Genomic DNA, 19074 nt, shown 5'->3' on the forward strand with positions numbered 1-19074 from the left:
CATGTCGCAGTACGGTCAAACCGGCGCGATGCTGCTCGGCGACCTCCCGATCGCGGCCGGAGCCTGGTTCCCCTGGCACGAACATCCGGCGCACCAGCTGGTCTGGGCCGCGCGCGGGGTCGCCGCGGTGATGGTCGGCGACGCGCAGTGGGTGCTGCCGTCCACGCGCGCGCTCTGGATCCCGGTCGGCGTCCGGCATCGCACCGGCGCGGCCGGGAACGTCGAGCTGCGCGGTATCTACGCCGATCCCGAACAGTGCCCGGTCGACTGGCCGTCGCCGCGAATCGTCATCGTCCGGCCGTTGCTGCGGGAGCTGCTGGAGCACCTGTCCGCGGACGGCATCGGCGACGACGCCCGCCGCCGTGCCGAAGCCGTCGCGTTCGATCTGCTGGAGCCGATGGACGTGGCGCCGATCGTCGTCCCGGTGCCTGCCGATCCACGAGCGCGGGACGTCGCCGACGCGGTGCTCGCCGACCCCGCCGACTCGCGCAGCCTGGCCGAGCTCGGCCGGGAAGTCGGTGCGAGCGAGCGGACGCTGTCCCGCGCGTTCGTCCGCGACTGCCGGATGACGTTCGGGACCTGGCGCACGCAAGCGCGGATGCGCGCGGCATTGCCGTTGCTGGCGCGGGGAACGCCGATGACGACCGTCGCGCACCGGGTCGGATACGCGACGGCGAGCGCGTTCGTCGCCGCCTTCCGCCGGGCGGTCGGAGTGCCGCCGGGCGCCTACTTCAGCGCCACGAAGGCAGCCACATTTCCGCCTGCCAATGGGCGTTCGTGATCGGGATGCCATTGAGGACCGGCCACAGCCAGGCGAAGTTCGCGACCACCAGCCCGACGTAGAGCGAGACGACGAGCAGACCGGTGCCCCGGCGTTCGAATCCGCGTTTGGCGCTGCCGAGGATCTGCCCGAGGGCCAGCACCAGGCCGAGCACCAGGAACGGGGCCATCGGCGTGGCGTAGAAGAAGTACATCTGCCGGTCGATGTTGGTGAACCAGGGCAGGTAGCCGGCGAAGTAGGCGGTCAGCACGGCGGCGTAGCGCCAGTCCGCGCGGAAGAACCAGCGCCACAGACCCCAGCCGAGCATCGGGACGGCCAGCCACCACATCGCGGGGGTGCCGATCAGCATCGTCGCGCCAAGGCAGCGCGATTCGCCGCAGCCGGTGACGTTGCCGTCGTAGTAGTAGAGCATCGGCCGCAGGCCCATCGGCCAGGTCCACGGCTTCGACTCCCACGGATGCGGATTGTCCTTGGGCGTCAGCAGGGTTTCGTGGAAATGCAGCACGTTGGCGGTGTAGCTGCCGAGCGAGCGCAGCGCGGGCGGGATCCAGCCGAACATGCCCGGGCCGAGGTTCTTGATCTCGGTGTAGTGCCGGTCGGTCGCGGTCTCGCTGGCGAACCACGCCCAGTACGCCGCCAGGTACATCAGCACCGGCACGACGAGGATCGCCCACAGCGCGGGCGCGACGTCGCGCCGGATCGTGCCGACCCACGGCCGCCGCACGCCCGCCGCACGCCGGGCCGCGACGTCGAAGAACACGGTGAGCAGGCCGAACGCCGCGATGTAGTACAGCGCCGACCATTTGACACCGAAGGTCAGGCCGATCATCAGCCCGGCCGCGAACCGCCACCACCGGAAGCCGAGCTTCGGCCCCCACTGCGATTCGCCGATCCAGCCCTCGCGCACCGCGACGGCCAGCCGCTGCCGAACCTGGTCGCGGTCGCAGAGCACGCAGGCGAACGCGGCGAGGACGAAGAACGCGATGAAGATGTCGAGCATCCCCATCCGCGACTGCAGGTGCAGCACGCCGTCGCAGATCACCAGCACGCCCGCGATACCGCCGAGCAGCGTCGAGCGGGTCAGCCTGCGTGCGATGCGCACGGTGAGCAGCACGATCAGCGTGCCGGCCACGGCCGACATCAGCCGCCAGCCCCAGCCGTTGTAGCCGAAGAGCCACTCGCCGAAGGCGATGAAGTCCTTGGCCAGCGGCGGGTGCACGATCAGCTCGTACCCGGCGTTGTCCTCGTACCCGCCGTTGCGCAACATCTGCGCGGCCTGGGGCACGTAGTGCTTCTCGTCGAAGACGGGACTGCCGTGGTCAGTGGGCAGGCCCAGATTCTGCAGCCGGACAACGCCGCCGATCACGGTCAGCACGATCGTGACGATCCAGCCGCGCAGCCGGTCGGCGGGCATGGCCCGGCCGAGCAAGGTGGCTTCGCGGTCGGTCGGGGGACGGCGCGCGTCGACCGGGTCCGGCCGCACGCTCTCGTCGTCGGCACGGGTCAGCAGCGCGGTCACGGGGCCCGATAGTACGGCCTGATCCACCGGTGGCGTCTGGTTAGGCTGACTGCCATGACTTCTGCGTCCGGACGGCTCGTGCTCGCCGCCACCCCGCTCGGCGATCCCGGCGACGCGTCCGCCCGGCTGATCGAGGCGCTGGGCTCGGCAGACGTGATCGCGGCCGAGGACACCCGGCGCCTGCGCGGCCTCGCTTCCGCGCTCGGCGTGTCGCCTTCCGGCCGGGTGGTGAGTTTCTACGAGGACGTCGAGACGGCCCGGCTGCCGAAGCTGCTGGAAGCACTGCACGGCGGCGAGACGGTGCTGGTCGTGACCGATGCCGGGATGCCGAGCGTGTCCGATCCGGGCTTCCGTCTCGTGGCTGCTTGCGTCGAGGAGGACCTGCCGATCACCTGCCTCCCCGGCCCGTCGGCGGTGACGACGGCGCTCGCGTTGTCCGGGCTGCCGTGCGACCGGTTCTGCTTCGAGGGTTTCGCGCCGCGCAAGCCCGGCGAGCGGACGAAGTGGTTCGCGGAGTTGGTGAGCGAGCGTCGGACTGTCGTGTTCTTCGAATCGCCGCACCGGATCGCGTCCCTGCTGGCCGACGCTGCCGCCGCGCTGGGCGGGTCGCGGCGGGCCGCGGTATGCCGGGAGCTGACAAAGACCTACGAAGAGGTCAAACGCGGCACTCTCGCGGAACTTGCCGAGTGGGCAGCGGACGGGGTGCGCGGCGAGATCTCGGTGGTGCTGGAGGGCGCGCCGCCTCGGCAGGTATCGGTGCCGGACTTGGTGCCGGAGGTGGCGGAGCGGGTCGCGTCGGGGGAGCGGCTGAAGACCGTCGCGGCCGAGGTGGCGGGTGCGGCTGGGGTGTCTACAAAGGAGCTTTACGCGGCGGTGCTCGCTGCTCGGAAGTGAGTCAGCTCCGGCGGGCGTTGAGCCAGGCGCGGGTCTGCAGCCAGTGCGGGTCGCCGGGCGCGGCTTCAGTGATCGTGGCCAGGTCCTCCTGCCCCCAGGTGCTGATGCCGTCGGTGTGCACGACGTGGTCTTCCGGCAGGCCGTCGCCGGGAATTTCCGCGGTGCTGGCGAGGAACTCGGCGACGGTGGCCGGATCCGCGACAGTGCGCGGACCGGGAACGGGCACCAGCGCGAGTTCGCCGTCTCCGGCGACCACGAGGTCGCCGCTCGACGTCGCGGCCAGCGCGGTCACTGCCGAGCGGAGCAGTTTGTGCTCCGTGGTTCGGCCGCGCTCCACGTCCAGCTCCAGCACGGTGCCGGACGGCGTCCCGATCCACAGTGCGCCGGGCCGCGTGCCGAAAGCGATGTTGTGCCAGGCCCAGCTGCGGTACTCGGCGACCCAGTTCATGTCGTCAATGCTGTCTGGCTCCGGAACGGAGAACGTGGTTTTGCGGACTCGGCGCAGCGAGGGGAACTCGAAGACCAGGACCAGGTGTCCGGGGTCGTCGCCGCGAATCGCCAGGTGTCGCCCGTCGGGGCTGAAGACCGGAAGCCCGTAGCCGCCGCCGTCCAGAATCAGGGCCCGGTCGCGGAACCGCAGCCGGTCGCCTGGGCGGGAGAAGAGCACAAAGGTCGCGCCCTGATCGCTCTGCTTAGTGGCGATCAGCCCGCCCGCCGGATGCGCGACGATGCCGGTGTCCCAGACCGGAGCGAATTCGACGATGCCGGTGCCGAGGTCGATGACGTCCGAACGATCGCAGAGACCGGGCGGGGTCGGCGACGTCCACAATGACTGGCCGTCCGGGCTGAACGCCACGTCGTCGGAGACGGCGATATCCAGCACGGAGGTGCCGTTCCGGGTCCAGCGCACCGTTTCCCCGCCGCCGGACACGACCAGTTCCGGCCGCTCCGGATGCCAGGCGACGACGGGCCAGCGGTCGAACTTCCCGTACTGCGCGGAATCCGCGCCCACTGCGCCGAATTCGCGAAGCACTCGCTCGGCGTAGTAGAGGCGCACCGCGGGCCGGTCCTGATCGATCCCGGCGACGAGCGGCAGTTTCGGATGGCACACCAGCTTGCCGATCGAAGCGGTGGGGATCCGGGCGATGGCCTGGACAGCGGTCACCAGAAGACTTTAGCGACCGCGCAACAGCATTTTCGCCGCTACCAAGGCCTTCTCCGCGTTCGGCTCCTCGCCGGTGATCGCGTCGGTGTAGATAAACGACTCGCCGACCCGCACCAGCAGATACGCCAGATCCGCTACCGGCAGCGGAGATGCCAGCCGCCCGGCCGCGGCCTCGGCCGACAGCAACGCCTGCACCTTCTCGATAGTCCGCGACTGCACCAGACTCGCCTTGGTGGTCAACAACCTCAGCGCGCGTTCCGGCTCCCGGCGCAAGAACGCGCGGAACGGCTCAGAAGCGTTGACTGTCCGCACGAACGCGCCGATCGCCTCCGCGATGCCGTCGCCGCCGCGGCCCGCGTAACTCACGTTATCCAGCACCGCCGAGGTCTCCGCCCACAGGATTTCGCTCAGCAGATGGTCCCGGCTGCCGACCCAGCGGTGCAGGGTGGCGCGGCTGACGCCGAGGTCGCCGGCCAGGTCTCGCATGTCGACGCGGTCTCCGGCGAGGAACCGGGCGCGGGCGAGGCGGAAGGCCGCGACGGCGTCGGGTCGCGAGGTGCGGGCGGAGAGTGGCGTGTCGATGGGTGAGACGTTAGCAGAAAGTGTCCCGAGAATGAGACATGTGGCAGAATGTCTCACGGAGAGCGAGAGGAGCCGCGAAGATGCGTGCTGTGCAGGTGACCGAGTTCGGCGGTCCCGAGGTGCTGAAGCCGGTCGAGCTGCCCGATCCGGTGGCCGGGCCGGGGCAGGTGCTGATCGAGGTCGACCGCGTCGGGCTGAATTACGCGGACACGCATCAGGCGGAGAACTCGTATCTCGCTCCGAGCAAACTGCCGCTCGTGCCGGGCGGCGAGGTGGTCGGCCGCACGGCGGACGGCAAGCGCGTGGTCGCGCTGCTCAACGACGGCGGCGGGTACGCCGAGCGCGTCGCGGCCGACGAGGCCATGACGTTCCCGGTGCCGGACGGCGTCGACGACCTGAACGCGCTGTCGATGCTGGTCCAGGGCGCGACCGCGTGGATCATGCTGCGCAAGAACGCTCACCTTGAGCCCGGCGAGACGGTGGTCGTGCACGCCGCGGCCGGCGGGGTTGGTTCGATCGCGGTGCAGCTGGCGAACGCGTGGGGAGCGGGCCGGGTCATCGCGACCGCGAGCAGTGCGGAAAAACGCGAGCTGGCGATCGAGCTCGGCGCGGACGTCGCGGTCGATTCCCGCGCGGAGAACATGACCGAAGTCCTGCGGGAAGCCAACGGCGGCAAGCGGGTGGACATCGTTCTCGACATGGTCGGCGGCACCACGACCGACCAGAGCATCGCCGCGCTCGCCCCGTTCGGCCGTCTGGTGTTCTACGGGATGGCCGGCCGCCGGTCGCCGAAGCCGATCGAGTTGCGCAATCTGCTCGGCCACAGCGCGACCGTCGCCGGGATGTGGTTGCCGCACGTGTTCCGCTTGCCGGGCAACGTTTTCGGCACCGCCCTCGGCGAGCTGTTCACCATGGTGCGGGACGGGAAGCTCCGCGCGATCGCGGGCGGCGAGTACGCGTTGGCGGACGCGCGGAGGGCGCACGAGGCGCTGCGGTCGCGGGGCACGACGGGGAAGTTGCTGCTCGACCCGCGCAGGTAGGGCTCGTGAGTGCTGATCGCGGTTCTCACCGCGATCAGCACTCACGAGGGCTAGCCAGCAGTTCCTCCAACGGCGCCGCCTTGTGCAGGCACTCCTGCCACTCCGCCGCACTGTCCGAGTCCGCCGTGATCCCGCCGCCGACCCCCAACGCGATCCGGTCCCCGGCGATCTCGAACGTCCGGATCGCCACGTTCAGCTCCAGCCCCGCCAGCGGCGACAGCAACCCGACCGCGCCGGTGTACCCGCCGCGCGCGGCCGGTTCCAGCTCGGCGATCAGGTCCAGTGCCCGAATCTTCGGCGCCCCGGTAACCGAACCCGGCGGGAACGTCGCCGCCAGCAGTGCGGCGTCGGTTACCCCGTCCGCCAGCACACCCTCCACAGTGGACGCCAGATGCCACACCCCCGGAGCCGGGTGCACCGCGAGCAGTTCCGGCACCACGACGCTGCCGACCTCGCACACCCGGCCGAGGTCGTTGCGCACCAGGTCGGTGATCATCACGTTCTCCGCGACGTCCTTCGCCGACTGCCGCAGCCGGAGCGCGTTGCCGTCGTCCGCCGGACCGCGGCGGGGCAGCGTCCCCTTGATCGGCGACGACCGCACGCGGCGGCCGTGGCGTTCCAAAAACAGCTCCGGCGACAGCGAAACCACCGAACCCCATTCACCGGTGACGTAAGCCGCCCGCCGCGGAGCCAGCCGCCGCACCCCCTCGGCGAACAGCGCGGCGGGCGAGCCCTCGAACGCCCCGATGAACCGCGAGCAGATGTTCGCCTGGAACAGCTCGCCCGCCTCGATCTCGTGCACGCACGCCTTCACCGCCTGCGCGTGCCCGGACGGCCGGTCCAACGCACTAGCGGACCACGACACCTCCGCGGACCCGGCCAACGCCCGCTCCACCACGGCGAGCTGCGCGTCAGCGTCACCTTCGATCGACTCGAACCAGCACACCCCCGCCGCGTCCCAGCGCAGCAGGTGATCCGCCCAGCCCCAGGCCGACGCCGGAACCCCGGTCGATCGGCCGGACGGATCCGCCTGGTCGTAAGCCAGAAACCCGAACCATCCACCGCCGATCCGGCCCGACGGCCCCGAGGCCGGGAAATCAGCCGGGAACGGCCGCGGAGTCACCGCCACGAACGGCGCCACCACGGCCCGCGACCCGAACCAGTTCCCGCATACCGCGGCCGGATCGGGCAGGCCGTGCGCCCGGGCGTACGTGGACAGCAGAACGAGCACCCGGGAAGGGGTCAGGTCGGTCCGCAGCCGCTGGAAACGCATCGCGCCATTGTGCCGGAATCCGGCGGTGACCAGCGGAAAAGGTGATCAGAGCAGCACATCGGACAGCGCGAACGGATACACCACCGCGTCCTGGGCCACCGGCCCGTCGACGCCTGGCACGTCCGGTGCGAAGGCGTGCTGGTGCAGCCCGAGCCGCGAATGGAACCAGCCGGGCCGCCCGGGGATGCCGTTGTGCCGCACGAGCCACAGCACCACCTCGGAATCGGCCCAGCGGTCCGGGTGCAGGCGGTGCGCCCAGCAGTCGTGCCCGGCGTACACGAGCACCCGGCTGATCTTCGCGGCGTGCCGCACGTGCTTGATCCACGCCTTCACGAACCGGTCGTCGACGCTTTGCGCGTCCACCTCCAGTGCGGGGGCGAGCGATCCGGGCGCGAACGCGCCGAGCCTGCTCGCCGTCCGGACGAAATGGTCGGCCTGGTCGTGCACCGCGCCGGGCCGGGCGTAGTGCCGGGCCCCGGTGTGGATGCCCGCGTGCTGGGCCGCGGCCAGCGTCCGCTCCGCGCCCGGATCGCTCCAGTTGACGTTTTCACTGATCGTGACCGAGGCGAACCGCACGTCGGCACCGCGCACCGCCGTCCAGTCGAGCACTTGCTCGCGATGAGTGAGCGTGAGTCCGCGCCCACTCTCCGGTTCCGCCACCTCGCACCCCTGACAAGCCCCACGACGGGTGAAAGGCCACCCTACGTCCGGAATTCCGGAGCGGGGTGACCTTTCACCCGGCGTGTCGATAGGCTTTGATCAGGCGTTTTCCCGTTGGAAGGTGCGCGTTCCCCACCAGATCGCCACCACGGCCATGACCAGCACGACCACGCTGCCGGTGAACAGCGCGTCCATCGAGAAGTCGCCGCGGAAGCTGTTGCGCTCCACGTCGACCACGTGCCGGAACGGATTGATCTGCGAGATCGTGTACAGCCACTTCGGAGCCAGGCCCGCGGTGATCGGGATGAGGATCCCGGACAGCAGCAGCAACGGCATGAGCACCGCGTTGAGCAGCGCCGGGAACGCCTCCTCGCTCTTGAGCGTGAGGGCCAGCGCGTAGGAGCACGACGCCAGCGTGAGCGCGAGCAGGAACACGATCGCGAGGCTCAGCAGCACGCCGCCGAACGGCGCGTTCAGGTCGAACACCAGGTAGGCGAGCAGGATGATCAGCACCGATTGCACGGTCGCCTGCAACGCGTTCGCCAGCACCTTCCCGAGCAGCAGCGCGGCCCGGTGCACCGGGGTGACGCGCAGCCGCTCGACCACGCCGGACCGGAACTCGGCCAGCAGCCCGAAGCCCACGAACGAGCTGCCGAACAGCGCCAGCTGCGCGATCAGCGCGGGCGTGAGCACCATCCAGCCGTCGACCTCGGACATCCCCTGCGCGCTGAGCGACTTCACCAGCAGCGGGCCGAAGAAGAACAGGTACAGCAACGGCTGGGCGAGCCCGATCAGCAGCCACGCGGGATTCCGCAGCGCGCCCGCCATGTCGCGGCGGAAGATCAGCCAGGTGTCATGCCACACCGGACACCTCCGGTTCCGCCGGCGCGGGCTGCTCGGCTTCGCGCAGCGACCGGCCGGTGAGCGTAAGGAATACGTCGTCCAAGGTCGGCCGCGTGACCTGCATCGAGGTCGTCGCGATTTCCTTGGCGTCGAGCGCGCGCAGCAGCTCCGGCATCGCGGTGTCGCCGCGCGGCACCCGGAACCGGATCGACCCCTCGCGCACGGCGAACTCGTGCGCGCCGGGCAGCTGCCGGGCCAGGTCCGCGGCGGCCGCGGCGGAGCGCGGATCGACCTCGATCGCCACGCCGTCGCCGGAGACCTGCTCCTTCAGCGCGTCCGGATGCCCCTCGGCGACGATCCGGCCGTCGTCGATCACGATCAGCCGGTCGGCCAGCGCGTCGGCCTCGTCGAGGTAATGCGTGGTCAGGAAGATCGTGACGCCCTGCTCGGCGCGCAGTCGCCGGATGTGTTCCCACAGGTTCGCCCGGCTCTGCGGATCGAGCCCGGTGGACGGCTCGTCGAGGAACACCAGCCCCGGCGAATGGATCAGCCCCAGCGCGATGTCGAGCCGCCGCCGCTGACCCCCGGACAGCGTTTTCGTGGCCCGCTGCTCCAGCCCGGCCAGGTCGAGCTGCTCGGTGAGCACCTTGCCGCGCGCGATCGCGTCGGCCTTGCTCATCCGGTACAGCCTGCCCTGCAGCTCCAGCTCTTCGCCGACGCGCGATTCGGGCGCGGTCCCGCCGCCCTGGGCGACGTACCCGATGGTGCGGCGCACCCCCGCCGCATCGGTGAGCAGGTCGTGCCCGCCGACGGTCGCGGTGCCCGCGGTCGGTTTCAGCAAGGTGGTGAGCATGCGCAGCGTGGTGGTCTTGCCCGCCCCGTTCGGGCCGAGGAAGCCGACCAGCTCGCCCGCCTCGACGTCGAGATCGACCCCCTGCACCGCGTGCACTTCGCCACCGGCTCGGCCCTTGCGGCGGAACCGCCGCTCAAGTCCGCGTGCCGTGATCATGGATTGCCCTCTCCTCCCAGAAGATCAGCTAGTCAATTTTGAATAGCTGACGCGCACACTGTGCCCGGAACCGAAGGGTTAGTCAAATTTGATTACTGGGGCGGCTGGCCGAACGCCGAGCCCGGATCGTCGGCCATCACGTATTCGCCCGCCTCGAGCCTGGCGATCAGCCCGGTGAGCCATTCCGTGCTGGCCCTGGCGATCCCGCCCCACAGCCGGAACAGCTCGGACACATGCGGCGGCTTGTTCCAGGTGTCGTCCTCCAGGCCCAGCTGCGAACGGCGCTCTTCCGCCTCGAAGTGGATGAGGTTCTGCCGAAGCAGGCTGATCACGTGCTTGCGAGGGAGCGCGGGCATCAGGCTGATCGCCGCGCACAGCTCCGCGTTGCTCGCGCTCGGATCGGACAAGCCCTTCGCCAGCAGCACCTGGAACTCCTGCTCGCCCGCGGGAGAGAGCCGGTAGGCGACCCGGTCCGGGCCGCCGTCGCCCGGTTCGACGTCGATCTTCTCCAGCAGGTCCTCGGCGGCCATTTTCTTGAGCGCGTGGTAGATCGAACCGGGCTGGACGTTCGCCCACTTGTCCGCCGACCACGACAGCAGTTCGCGGCGCACCTGGTAGCCGTGCGCGCGGCCGAACATCCGCACGACCCCGAGCACCAGCAGACGCGTCGCCGACACCGGCTCTCCCTTCCCCGACCGCCAGGAAACGCCCTGGAACGCATCCGTAGGCTAAACAGGTATGAGCACCCCTGTGTTGACCGCGGTGGCCTGGCCCTACGCCAACGGCCCCCGCCACATCGGCCACGTGTCCGGATTCGGCGTCCCGTCCGACGTCTTCTCCCGCTACCAGCGAATGGCCGGCAACCGGGTGCTCATGGTGTCCGGGACCGACGAACACGGCACGCCGATCACCGTCCAGGCGGACAAAGAGGGGATGACCCCGCAGCAGACCGCGGACAAGTACACCCGCCAGATCGACGAGGACCTGCAAGGTCTCGGCCTCTCCTACGACCTGTTCACCCGCACCACCACCGGCAACCACGCCGCGGTGACGCAGGAGATCTTCCTCGCGCTCAACCGCAACGGCTACGTCGTCCCGAAGACCACCCGCGGCGCGATCAGCCCGTCCACCGGCCGCACGCTGCCCGACCGCTACATCGAGGGCACCTGCCCGATCTGCGGCTACGACGGCGCACGCGGCGACCAGTGCGACAACTGCGGCAACCAGCTCGACGCCGCCGAGCTGATCAACCCGAAGTCGCGGATCAACGGCGAGACGCCGAAGTTCGTCGAGACCGAGCACTACTTCCTCGACCTGCCCGCGTTCACCCAGACCCTCGGCGACTGGCTGGGCACCAAGACCGACTGGCGCCCGAACGTCCTCAACTTCACCAAGAACCTGATCGACGACATGCGGCCGCGGCCGATCACCCGCGACCTCGACTGGGGCGTGAAGATCCCGCTGGAGGGCTGGCGCGACCAGCCGCTCAAGCGGTTCTACGTCTGGTTCGACGCGGTCATCGGCTACTTCTCCGCCAGCGTCGAATGGGCGCGCCGCAACGGCACACCGGACGCCTGGCAGGAGTGGTGGGCCAACGCCGACGCGCGCGCCTACTACTTCATGGGCAAGGACAACATCACCTTCCACGCCCAGATCTGGCCCGCGCTGCTGCTCGGCCAGAACGGCGACGGCGACCACGGCGGCGAGCCGGGCAAGTACGGCAAGCTGCACCTGCCGGACGAGATCGTGTCCAGCGAGTTCCTCACCATGAGCGGCTCGAAGTTCTCCACCTCGCGCGGCACGGTCATCTACGTGCACGACTTCCTGCGCGAGTTCGGCCCGGACGCGTTGCGGTACTTCATCTCGGTGGCCGGGCCGGAGACCCAGGACACGGACTTCACGTGGGACGAGTTCGTTCGGCGGACCAACTTCGAGCTGGCCAACGAGTGGGGCAACCTCGTCAACCGGTCGATTTCGATGGCGCACAAGAACAATGGGGCGATTCCGGCTCCGACCGAGCCCGCGCCCGCTGACGAGGAGTTGAAGGCGCTGTCTCGGCAGGCGTTCGAGACGGCGGGCGGGCATCTGGCGCGGTCGCGGTTCAAGCTGGCTGCGGCTGAGGCGATGCGGGTGGTTACGGCGGCTAACCGGTACCTGTCGGATCAGGAGCCTTGGAAGCTCAAGGACGATCCGGATCGGCGGGACGCGGTGCTGCATACGGCGTTGCAGGTGGTTAGCGACGCTAATACGTTGCTGACGCCGTTCCTGCCGCATTCGGCGCAGAAGGTGCATGAGGCGCTTGGCGGGACTGGGGTGTGGGCTGCGCAGCCTGAGCTGCAGGAGGTCGAGGATCTTGACCTGCCGGATCGGGTCAATCCCATCTTGACCGGTGATTACCAGAGTGAGCAGGCCAAGTGGGAGTCGAAGCCGGTCGAGGTCGGGCGTCCGCTTGAGAAGCCGACGCCGTTGTTCACGAAGCTGGACCCGAAGCTGGGGGAGACTGGGCCGGAGTGGGCTCCGATCGTGACTGACTGAGTCTGGGGGGCTCGTCGCCTGGCGGCGACATTGCCTTTGGGCTGGCGTGGGGCACCCCGAAGCTTGAGTGTGCTGACGGGCGGCGGGTGCTTGTCAAGGCGGGAAAGATGCCTTGACAAGCACCCGCCGCCCGCAGGGAGGCTTCGTATCGGGGTGCGGGGGAGGGGCTGGGTGCCTCGATCGTGGGTGCAGCGGCTGCGGTTTGTGGGTGGGGTGGTGAAGGGCTCTTGAGGGAATCTAAGTTCGACGGTCCGTGAGGGGGACCCTGGGGGAAACAGCGTCTGTGAGGGTTCCCCTCACGGCATTCGGGGGTCAGGCGCGCAGTAACTTGGGGGCCATGGGTGACGAAAAGCGCGAACTTCCCCCGATTCCCGACCGGCTGCCGGTGACGGTGGTTGACGCGCACACTCATCTGGACGCGTGTGGTGCGAAGACTGCGGCTGATGTCGCGGAGATGGTTGACCGCGCGGAGCGGGCTGGTGTCGCGCGTGTTGTCACGGTCGCGGATGATCTCGCTGCCGCTCGATGGGCGACCGAAGCGTCCACCTGGGACTCGCGGGTTTTCGCGGCGGTCGCTATTCATCCCACGCGCACCAAGGAATTCGGGCCTGCCGAACAGTCCGAAGTGGAGCGTCTGGCGCGCGGGGAACGGGTGGTCGCGGTCGGCGAGACGGGGCTCGATTACTACTGGGACTACTCGCCGCACGATGCGCAGCAGGCTGCGTTTCGCTGGCACATCGACCTTGCGAAGCGGCTTGGCAAGGCGTTGATGATCCACGACCGCGACGCGCACGAGGACGTGCTTCGCATCCTCGACGAGGAAGGCGCGCCCGAGACGGTCGTCTTCCACTGCTTCTCCGGCGACGAGCACATCGCGCGCCGCTGTGTCGACAAGGGCTACATCCTGTCCTTCGCGGGCACGGTCACCTTTAAGAACGCGCGCGGGCTGCGCGAGGCCGCGCGGCTCGTGCCGCGCGGGCAGTTCCTCGCGGAGACTGACGCACCATTTCTGACGCCTCATCCCTACCGTGGGCGGCCGAACGAGCCGTATTGCACTGCCTACACCGTTCGCTTCCTCGCTCAGCTGCGCGGCGAAGCGGTGCACGAGGTGGCCGAAGCGGTCCGGACCACTGCCGAACGCGCATACCGGCTGCCGGCATGATTCCGTAGTGTCACAACGGGTTGCACGGATTGCGACATTCGAGACCGCGCATTCGTCCACCTGATGAGTGACGCAAGTCACGACACTCCGGGGGGTGTTTGCGCAACCTGCCAACACCCGTTACTGTCCCGTGATCGTGCCGGTCGGTACCGCGCAGCGGATGCCGGCTGATACGCCCACCAGTCACGTCAGTGCACGTCGGGGAAGCGGAACCGGGGTTGGTACGACTCGGGACCGTGACGATGGCGCTGGCTGGGGGTGTCGGACTTGAGAGGCGCGCCCGAGGGCGCGTCGCTAACGAAGGACGACGCGCGCATGACGCGCGGTGTCTTGGGAAAGGGAACGACCCGGTGACTGGTAGTCGGCAGGATGACTCGCGTCTTGACGCGGGTTCGGCGTATTTCTCCTCCTCCGAGTCCTCGGTGGCCGTGCTCGATCGCGAGCTGGAGGACACCGCCTACGGGCAGCTGGACTTCTCCGACGAGCTCCGCGTGACCGAGCAGGACGTGCTCGCCGCGCTCGGCCCGGACGCCGACATGCTGATGTCGGAAATCGATGTCGACGTCGACGAGCTGATCCGGCTCATCAACGCGGAAACCACGATGCTTCCGCCGCTCGTCCTCCCGGACGAGGTCGAGCAGGACCGCACCGCCTCCCCGCAGGCCAAGAAGGCCGCGGTCGAGGAAGGGCTGCGCGAGGCGACCAAGACCTGGAAGCGGCGCTTCCTCAAGGGCGCGGTGCTTTCGCTGCTGGTCACCGTCGGCGGTGGCGGTGCGGCGGCGCTCGCGATGAACAAGAGCATCACCGTCGACGTCGACGGCCACCAGCAGACCGTGCACAGCTTCGGCGGCACCGTCGGCGACGTCCTCAAGGACGCGGGCCTGTCGGTCGGCGAGCACGACGCGCTTTCGCCCTCGCCGCAGGCGGCGGTCGGCGACGGCGGCGTCATCAAGCTTGAGCGCGGCCGCCAGCTGAACCTCGTCGTGGACGGCGTGTCCCGGCCCTCCTGGGTCCGCGCGACCACGCTCAGCGAGGCCATGAACCAGCTCGGCATGGGCAGCATGCTTTCCCAGGGCGCGTGGACGTCGATGCCCTCGTCCGGCGAACTGCCGTTGCAGGGCTCGACCGTCCAGGTCAAGACCCTCAAGCACATCACGCTTTTCGACGGCACCAACGCGCCCCGCAAGGTGGACACCACCGCGGTGACCACCAAGGAGTTCGCCTCCGACCTGAAGCTGAACCTCGGCCCGGACGACGCGATCGAGGGCGGTCTCGACGTCAGCCTGAAGAACGGCGCCGAGGTCCACGTCAGCCGCATGGGCGTGTCGATGGTCAACCAGGAAGAGACCATCGACCCCGAGGTGCAGAAGGTCGACGACCCGACGCAGCTGCAGGGCCAGCAGAGCGTCGAGGACCCGGGCACGCCGGGCAAGAAGCTGGTGACCTACAAGGTCACGAAGAAAAACGGCGAAGAGGTCGCGCGCGAGCAGGTCTCGGAGAAGGTTCTCGTCGAGGCCAAGGCCAAGATCATCAAGGTCGGCACCAAGAAGCCGCCGGCCCCGGCGATCGGCGACACCGGCGTGTGGGACCGCATCGCGCAGTGCGAGTCGAGCGGCAACTGGTCGATCAACACCGGCAACGGCTACTACGGCGGCCTGCAGTTCGACCGGCAGACCTGGAACGCCTACGGCGGCCAGCAGTACGCCCCGACGGCCGACAAGGCCACCCGTGAGCAGCAGATCGCGGTCGCCGAGAAGGTGCGCGACGCCCGCGGTGGCTACAGCGCCTGGGGCTGCGGCTACAAGGCCTGAGCACTCGCTGATTTTCCGGCAGGCGGCCGGGAGCCTCGCGCTCCCGGCCGCCTGTTTTCGTCCGCCGCGTTGTCGCTGGGTAGGCTCGTCCGGTGGTGGAACTGCTGGGGCCTGCCGAAATCCGCGGGCTGGCCGACGAACTCGACGTCCGGCCCACGAAGAAGCTCGGGCAGAACTTCGTGCACGACCCCAACACGGTCCGCCGCATCGTCGAACTCGGCGGCGTGCGGCCGGGGGATGTCGTCCTGGAGGTCGGGCCCGGTCTCGGCTCGCTGACGCTGGGCCTGCTGGCCGCGGGCGCTCAGGTCGTCGCCGTGGAGATCGATCCGGTGCTGGCCGCCCGCCTGCCGCGCACAGTGGCCGAGCGCGCGCCTGAGGCAGCGGAGCGGCTGACCGTCGTCGGCGCGGACGCGCTGCGGGTGCGGGCGGCTGACCTGCCGGCTGAGCCGGTGTCGATCGTGGCGAACCTGCCGTACAACGTCGCGGTGCCGGTGGTGCTGCACCTGCTGGCCGAACTGCCCTCGCTGCGCAGCGGGCTGGTAATGGTCCAGACCGAGGTCGCCGACCGGATGGCGGCCGGGCCGGGCAGCCGCACTTACGGCGTGCCGAGTGTGAAGCTCGCTTGGTACGGCCCGGCGCGCAAGGTGGCCGCGGTGCCGCGCGCGGTGTTCTGGCCGGTGCCGAACGTCGATTCCGCGCTGGTCTCGTTCACCCGGACCGACCCGGTTTCCGGAGTGGATCGCGCACGGCTGTTCGCGGTGATCGACGCGGCGTTCTCGCAGCGGCGCAAGACTTTGCGGGCCGCATTGGCGGGGTGGGCCGGTTCTGCCGAGCGGGCAGGCGAGCTGCTCGCTGAGGCGGGGATCGATCCGAAGACGCGCGGGGAGCAGCTGGACGTGCAAGCGTTCGCGCGGATCGCGGTCGCCGGTAACTGATCGGAGACCCCTCCCGCAGGGGCGAGGCTAGGTTCCCCGGCATGGTCCGGAATCTTTCGCTGGCCCTGCTTCAGCTCGTCGGCGCGGTGCTGATCGTCGGCGGCCTCGTCGGCACGGCGGCCGGGGTCTCGATGCGGTTCACGGAACCGGACGCGGTGATGTGCGGTGACCGGGTGATGCCGCGCGATCCGTCGTACTTCTGCAGCGGTGGCGGCACGTACGAATCGATGGCGCGAGCACAGCAAGCCTCCTACGACCGCGGCCCGTACGTCGCGGGGATCTCCTTCGTGCGCGTGCTGGCCGGGATTCCGGTGGCCTACTTCGCGTCGAAGAAGCGGTACCGGTGGTAGCCGGGCATCGCAAGCACCCCCCGTCGCAGAGATCCCCGAATCGCGTGCGCTTTGTGACATCCAACGGCGGCGCCGGGACAGGTATTCCGTGAGCGGCTAGCTACTTTCGGTCATCGTGCGAGCACGGCCAAGGCAGCCGTGTTCCTGTGACGAGCAGCTCGTCCGGCCCTTGGCATTCGGGCGAGTCTGCTTGCTCCGCACCCCGGATTGTTCGGCGGCGCCGACCCGAGGTGCTTCGCTCCGCTGACCTATCTCAGCCCGGCCGAAGCCTCGGCGGCCCGAGTGCCGAGGCCTGCGGACCATCGCCCCTTGACAACGGGAAAACTCCTGTTCCATCAAGAACCTGGATCGTCCACAGTAGACCGAACTAGTTCGCCGCCTGCCATCGCCGCGAGTGTTTCGCAGGTCGAGGCACTGTTCGGCGGCCGAGGTTCCGGGTTTCCGGGTTCTGGACGCGGTGTTCCGGTATGCGGGCACCACCAGACGTGTGATCTGCACCAACGCGCTTGCGTTCAGCCAATGGGATCGGCTTTACTCAGAAGCGTCCATCCCGAGCGACTGAGAGACCTGGCTCGCCGAAGTCGCAGCAACCACCCTCCGCGGGGCAGGTGCTACCGCCAGGACCGATGGAGGCTGTTTTCGATGAAGAGGGTCACCCGCCCGCTCCTGCTGACCCGCCGGCGCGTAGTCGACGAAGGTCGCCGCTCGGTATGTGCGTGTCCACGCTTCATGGTCATCGCCTGATCGTTTTTTCCGCAGTTTCTTGCGCCGTCCACAGTGGACGGTAATTCGATGACGCCTGGCGCGCCCGGAATCGGCGCTGCGCCTCGTTTGCCTGGAGCCCTTTCGTGATCACTGTCGAAAACGTGTCCAAGTCCTTTCCCTTCCACGGAAATCGTGTCGCCGCGCTGCGCGACGTGAGCGTTGACGTGCAAGCCGGTTCGCTGTTCGGGGTCGTGGGTCCGTCCGGTTCCGGCAAGTCGACCCTCGCCCGGTGCATCGCGCTGCAGGAGCGTCCCGACCGCGGCGTCGTGCGGCTCGACGGCCTCAACACCGCGACGCTCGACGGCAAGCGGCTGCGGGAGATCCGCCGCCAGCTGGGTGTCGTCGGGACCAAGCCGGAGCTGATCGCCGAGCGCACCATCGCGGGCAACATCGCCAGCCCGCTGGAGCAGCTCGGTGTCGACGGCCCGCAGCGGCGCAGCCGGGTCGGCTCGCTGCTCGACCTGGTCGGCCTCACCGCCCGTGCCGCGCAGAAGCCGGAAGAACTCACCGATGGCCAGCTCCGCCGGGTCGCGGTCGCCAAGGCGCTCGCCGCCGGACCGGCCGTGCTGCTCGCCGACGACCCGACCGCCGGGATCGCGGCCGAGGACGCGGGCGCGGTGCTCGCCGTGCTCGACCGGGCGCGGGCCGAGCTGGGCGTGACGGTCGTCGTCACCACTCCGGACGCGGACGTCGTCCGCCGGGTCTGCGACGACGTCGCCGTGCTCGACAACGGCGCGATCGTCGAGCGCGGCACGGTGCTCGACCTGATCTCGACGCCGGACAGCTGGACCGCGCAGGCGGTGCTGCCGTCGGTCGAGACCTCGCGCGCCCAGTCCGCGAAGTACGACCGCGCGGTCGACGTCGTCCTGATCGGCTTCGCTTCGGTGGGTGCCCTGCTGCCCGAGGCGGCCAGCCGTTTCGACGTGGAGCTCGCCACCATCGGCGGCGGCCTCACCCGCATCGGGGACACCCCGATCGCCCGGTTCCGCCTCGGCGTCCGCGGCGAGCGGGCCGACGCCGCGCTGTCCTGGATCTCCGACCGGGGCGCGCACGTGAGCCAGCCGGCTCGCGGCCCGCAAAGCGTCGTCGCCGCCTGATTAACCTTTGCCTGAGCGGTTTCCGAGGGCCGTCCCATTCGGTTGGGACGGCCCTCGCCACGTCTGCGGGACGCGTCGCCCGAGGAATCAGGTCGCGTGGTCAAAATTATAGGACATGCGTCCTGAAGTCTGTCCATTGTGGTCGCTCCGGCGCACGATCTCCGCCAGTTCCGGATCCGCGTGCGCCTCGGCGGTCTGCTTCCACTTCGCCACGAGGGCGGCGAACGGCACCGGGTTGCCGAGGGATTCGGCTCGTTCCAGGGTTTCGGCCAGTTCGCCGGCGAACGTCCGCACCTCGTCCGCCGACAGGTACCGCGCCCACGGGAACGCGGCGGGCAGCGCCTCGGCGGCGAGCGCGGCCGTCTCGGCGCTGCGGCGCATCAGCTCCACGAGGATCGTGACGGTCGCCGAAAACCCGGCCGCCGCCTGCTCGGCGCGCTCGGCGGTTACGAGCACCAGATCGGGTTTGTCCTTCTCCCGGCGGCGAATCCGGACCGAACGGGTCGGCGAACCTTCGAGCTGTTCCACGACCCGGCGCGGGTGCAGGGACAGCTCGGACAGGTTGACCTCCGGCGCGCGCATAGTTACAAAGTAGTTCCAAATTAGCCCGCCTGGCCACTTCGGAGCGACGGTTGGGGGAACTTCCGTGCCAA

General features: G+C 69.4%; 18 protein-coding genes and 1 riboswitch. Of the genes, 9 read left to right on the forward strand and 9 right to left on the reverse strand.

Annotated features, from left to right (window positions below; translation table 11 throughout):
* Nucleotide 1: 1 nt before the first annotated feature.
* Complete coding sequence (locus tag BM362_RS31095; protein WP_244287349.1) at nt 2-781, forward strand: AraC family transcriptional regulator; 780 nt, start codon at nt 2-4, stop codon at nt 779-781.
* Here BM362_RS31095 and BM362_RS31100 read toward each other — a convergent pair.
* Complete coding sequence (locus BM362_RS31100; protein WP_067575533.1) at nt 732-2300, reverse strand: dolichyl-phosphate-mannose--protein mannosyltransferase; 1569 nt, start codon at nt 2298-2300, stop codon at nt 732-734. The genes BM362_RS31095 and BM362_RS31100 overlap by 50 nt on opposite strands.
* A 54-nt stretch (nt 2301-2354) precedes the next feature.
* Between BM362_RS31100 and rsmI the strand changes: the two genes are divergently transcribed.
* Nucleotides 2355-3194, forward strand: coding sequence for a 16S rRNA (cytidine(1402)-2'-O)-methyltransferase (gene rsmI / locus BM362_RS31105; RefSeq protein ID WP_067575536.1), 840 nt, complete (start codon nt 2355-2357; stop codon nt 3192-3194).
* 1 nt (nt 3195) lies between these two features.
* On the opposite strand, the gene BM362_RS31110 is transcribed toward rsmI, so the two are convergent.
* A complete protein-coding gene (locus tag BM362_RS31110; RefSeq protein ID WP_208865391.1) occupies nt 3196-4359 on the reverse strand; it encodes a TolB-like translocation protein in 1164 nt (387 codons plus the stop codon).
* A gap of 9 nt (nt 4360-4368) precedes the next feature.
* A complete protein-coding gene (locus BM362_RS31115) occupies nt 4369-4845 on the reverse strand; it encodes a QsdR family transcriptional regulator (RefSeq protein ID WP_093575524.1) in 477 nt (158 codons plus the stop codon).
* Nucleotides 4846-5021: 176 nt separating this feature from the next.
* On the opposite strand from BM362_RS31115, the gene BM362_RS31120 reads away from it, so the two are divergent.
* Complete coding sequence (locus BM362_RS31120) at nt 5022-5981, forward strand: quinone oxidoreductase family protein (RefSeq protein WP_093575525.1); 960 nt, start codon at nt 5022-5024, stop codon at nt 5979-5981.
* Nucleotides 5982-6015: 34 nt separating this feature from the next.
* Here BM362_RS31120 and BM362_RS31125 read toward each other — a convergent pair whose 3' ends face one another.
* The 5 genes from BM362_RS31125 to BM362_RS31145 form a co-directional block, all read right to left on the reverse strand.
* Complete coding sequence (locus BM362_RS31125) at nt 6016-7254, reverse strand: aminodeoxychorismate synthase component I (RefSeq protein ID WP_067575547.1); 1239 nt, start codon at nt 7252-7254, stop codon at nt 6016-6018.
* Nucleotides 7255-7299: 45 nt separating this feature from the next.
* On the reverse strand, nt 7300-7914 hold the full coding sequence (locus BM362_RS31130) for a glycoside hydrolase family 25 protein (protein ID WP_067575549.1): 615 nt from the start codon (nt 7912-7914) through the stop codon (nt 7300-7302).
* A gap of 99 nt (nt 7915-8013) precedes the next feature.
* Nucleotides 8014-8778, reverse strand: coding sequence for an ABC transporter permease (locus tag BM362_RS31135; protein WP_067575550.1), 765 nt, complete (start codon nt 8776-8778; stop codon nt 8014-8016).
* A complete protein-coding gene (locus BM362_RS31140) occupies nt 8768-9766 on the reverse strand; it encodes an ATP-binding cassette domain-containing protein (protein ID WP_067575551.1) in 999 nt (332 codons plus the stop codon). The genes BM362_RS31135 and BM362_RS31140 overlap by 11 nt, the downstream gene beginning before the upstream one ends.
* A gap of 92 nt (nt 9767-9858) precedes the next feature.
* Entirely contained in the window at nt 9859-10443 is a 585-nt protein-coding gene (locus BM362_RS31145) for a PadR family transcriptional regulator (protein WP_067575552.1), read from the reverse strand.
* 61 nt (nt 10444-10504) lie between these two features.
* Here BM362_RS31145 and metG point away from each other — a divergent pair, with 61 nt between their 5' ends.
* The 6 genes from metG (at nt 10505) to BM362_RS31175 (ending at nt 18421) form a co-directional block, all read left to right on the forward strand.
* Nucleotides 10505-12301, forward strand: a complete 1797-nt coding sequence (gene metG / locus BM362_RS31150; protein ID WP_067575553.1) for a methionine--tRNA ligase — start codon at nt 10505-10507, stop codon at nt 12299-12301.
* A 337-nt stretch (nt 12302-12638) separates the two neighbouring features.
* Nucleotides 12639-13463 carry a TatD family hydrolase gene (locus BM362_RS31155; protein WP_093575526.1) on the forward strand — a complete coding sequence of 275 codons (825 nt, stop codon included), beginning with the start codon at nt 12639-12641 and terminating at the stop codon, nt 13461-13463.
* A gap of 428 nt (nt 13464-13891) precedes the next feature.
* Nucleotides 13892-15274: a resuscitation-promoting factor gene (locus BM362_RS31160; protein WP_067576510.1), complete on the forward strand. Its 1383-nt coding sequence runs from the start codon at nt 13892-13894 to the stop codon at nt 15272-15274.
* A 92-nt stretch (nt 15275-15366) separates the two neighbouring features.
* On the forward strand, nt 15367-16209 hold the full coding sequence (gene rsmA / locus BM362_RS31165) for a 16S rRNA (adenine(1518)-N(6)/adenine(1519)-N(6))-dimethyltransferase RsmA (RefSeq protein WP_093575528.1): 843 nt from the start codon (nt 15367-15369) through the stop codon (nt 16207-16209).
* 41 nt (nt 16210-16250) lie between these two features.
* On the forward strand, nt 16251-16559 hold the full coding sequence (locus BM362_RS31170; RefSeq protein ID WP_093575529.1) for a hypothetical protein: 309 nt from the start codon (nt 16251-16253) through the stop codon (nt 16557-16559).
* Nucleotides 16560-17101: 542 nt separating this feature from the next.
* A riboswitch (SAM riboswitch) is annotated at nt 17102-17192 on the forward strand.
* A gap of 215 nt (nt 17193-17407) precedes the next feature.
* Nucleotides 17408-18421, forward strand: coding sequence for a methionine ABC transporter ATP-binding protein (locus BM362_RS31175; protein ID WP_067575561.1), 1014 nt, complete (start codon nt 17408-17410; stop codon nt 18419-18421).
* An 87-nt stretch (nt 18422-18508) separates the two neighbouring features.
* On the opposite strand, the gene BM362_RS31180 is transcribed toward BM362_RS31175, so the two are convergent.
* A complete protein-coding gene (locus BM362_RS31180; protein ID WP_093575530.1) occupies nt 18509-19003 on the reverse strand; it encodes a hypothetical protein in 495 nt (164 codons plus the stop codon).
* Nucleotides 19004-19074 lie beyond the last annotated feature (71 nt).

This window comes from Amycolatopsis rubida, from assembly GCF_900115345.1.
GTDB classification, from domain to species: Bacteria; Actinomycetota; Actinomycetes; order Mycobacteriales; family Pseudonocardiaceae; genus Amycolatopsis; species Amycolatopsis rubida.

What these genes read in the sequence shown, in the direction of transcription:
- rsmI (WP_067575536.1), top strand. Translation starts at nt 2,355, where the DNA reads ATGACTTCTGCGTCCGGACGGCTCGTGCTCGCCGCCACCCCGCTCGGC.
- metG (WP_067575553.1), top strand. Translation starts at nt 10,505, where the DNA reads ATGAGCACCCCTGTGTTGACCGCGGTGGCCTGGCCCTACGCCAACGGC.
- BM362_RS31120 (WP_093575525.1), top strand. Translation starts at nt 5,022, where the DNA reads ATGCGTGCTGTGCAGGTGACCGAGTTCGGCGGTCCCGAGGTGCTGAAG.
- BM362_RS31125 (WP_067575547.1), bottom strand. Translation starts at nt 7,254, where the DNA reads ATGCGTTTCCAGCGGCTGCGGACCGACCTGACCCCTTCCCGGGTGCTC.
- BM362_RS31115 (WP_093575524.1), bottom strand. Translation starts at nt 4,845, where the DNA reads ATGCGAGACCTGGCCGGCGACCTCGGCGTCAGCCGCGCCACCCTGCAC.
- BM362_RS31180 (WP_093575530.1), bottom strand. Translation starts at nt 19,003, where the DNA reads ATGCGCGCGCCGGAGGTCAACCTGTCCGAGCTGTCCCTGCACCCGCGC.
- BM362_RS31140 (WP_067575551.1), bottom strand. Translation starts at nt 9,766, where the DNA reads ATGATCACGGCACGCGGACTTGAGCGGCGGTTCCGCCGCAAGGGCCGA.
- BM362_RS31170 (WP_093575529.1), top strand. Translation starts at nt 16,251, where the DNA reads ATGGTCCGGAATCTTTCGCTGGCCCTGCTTCAGCTCGTCGGCGCGGTG.
- BM362_RS31095 (WP_244287349.1), top strand. Translation starts at nt 2, where the DNA reads ATGTCGCAGTACGGTCAAACCGGCGCGATGCTGCTCGGCGACCTCCCG.
- BM362_RS31155 (WP_093575526.1), top strand. Translation starts at nt 12,639, where the DNA reads ATGGGTGACGAAAAGCGCGAACTTCCCCCGATTCCCGACCGGCTGCCG.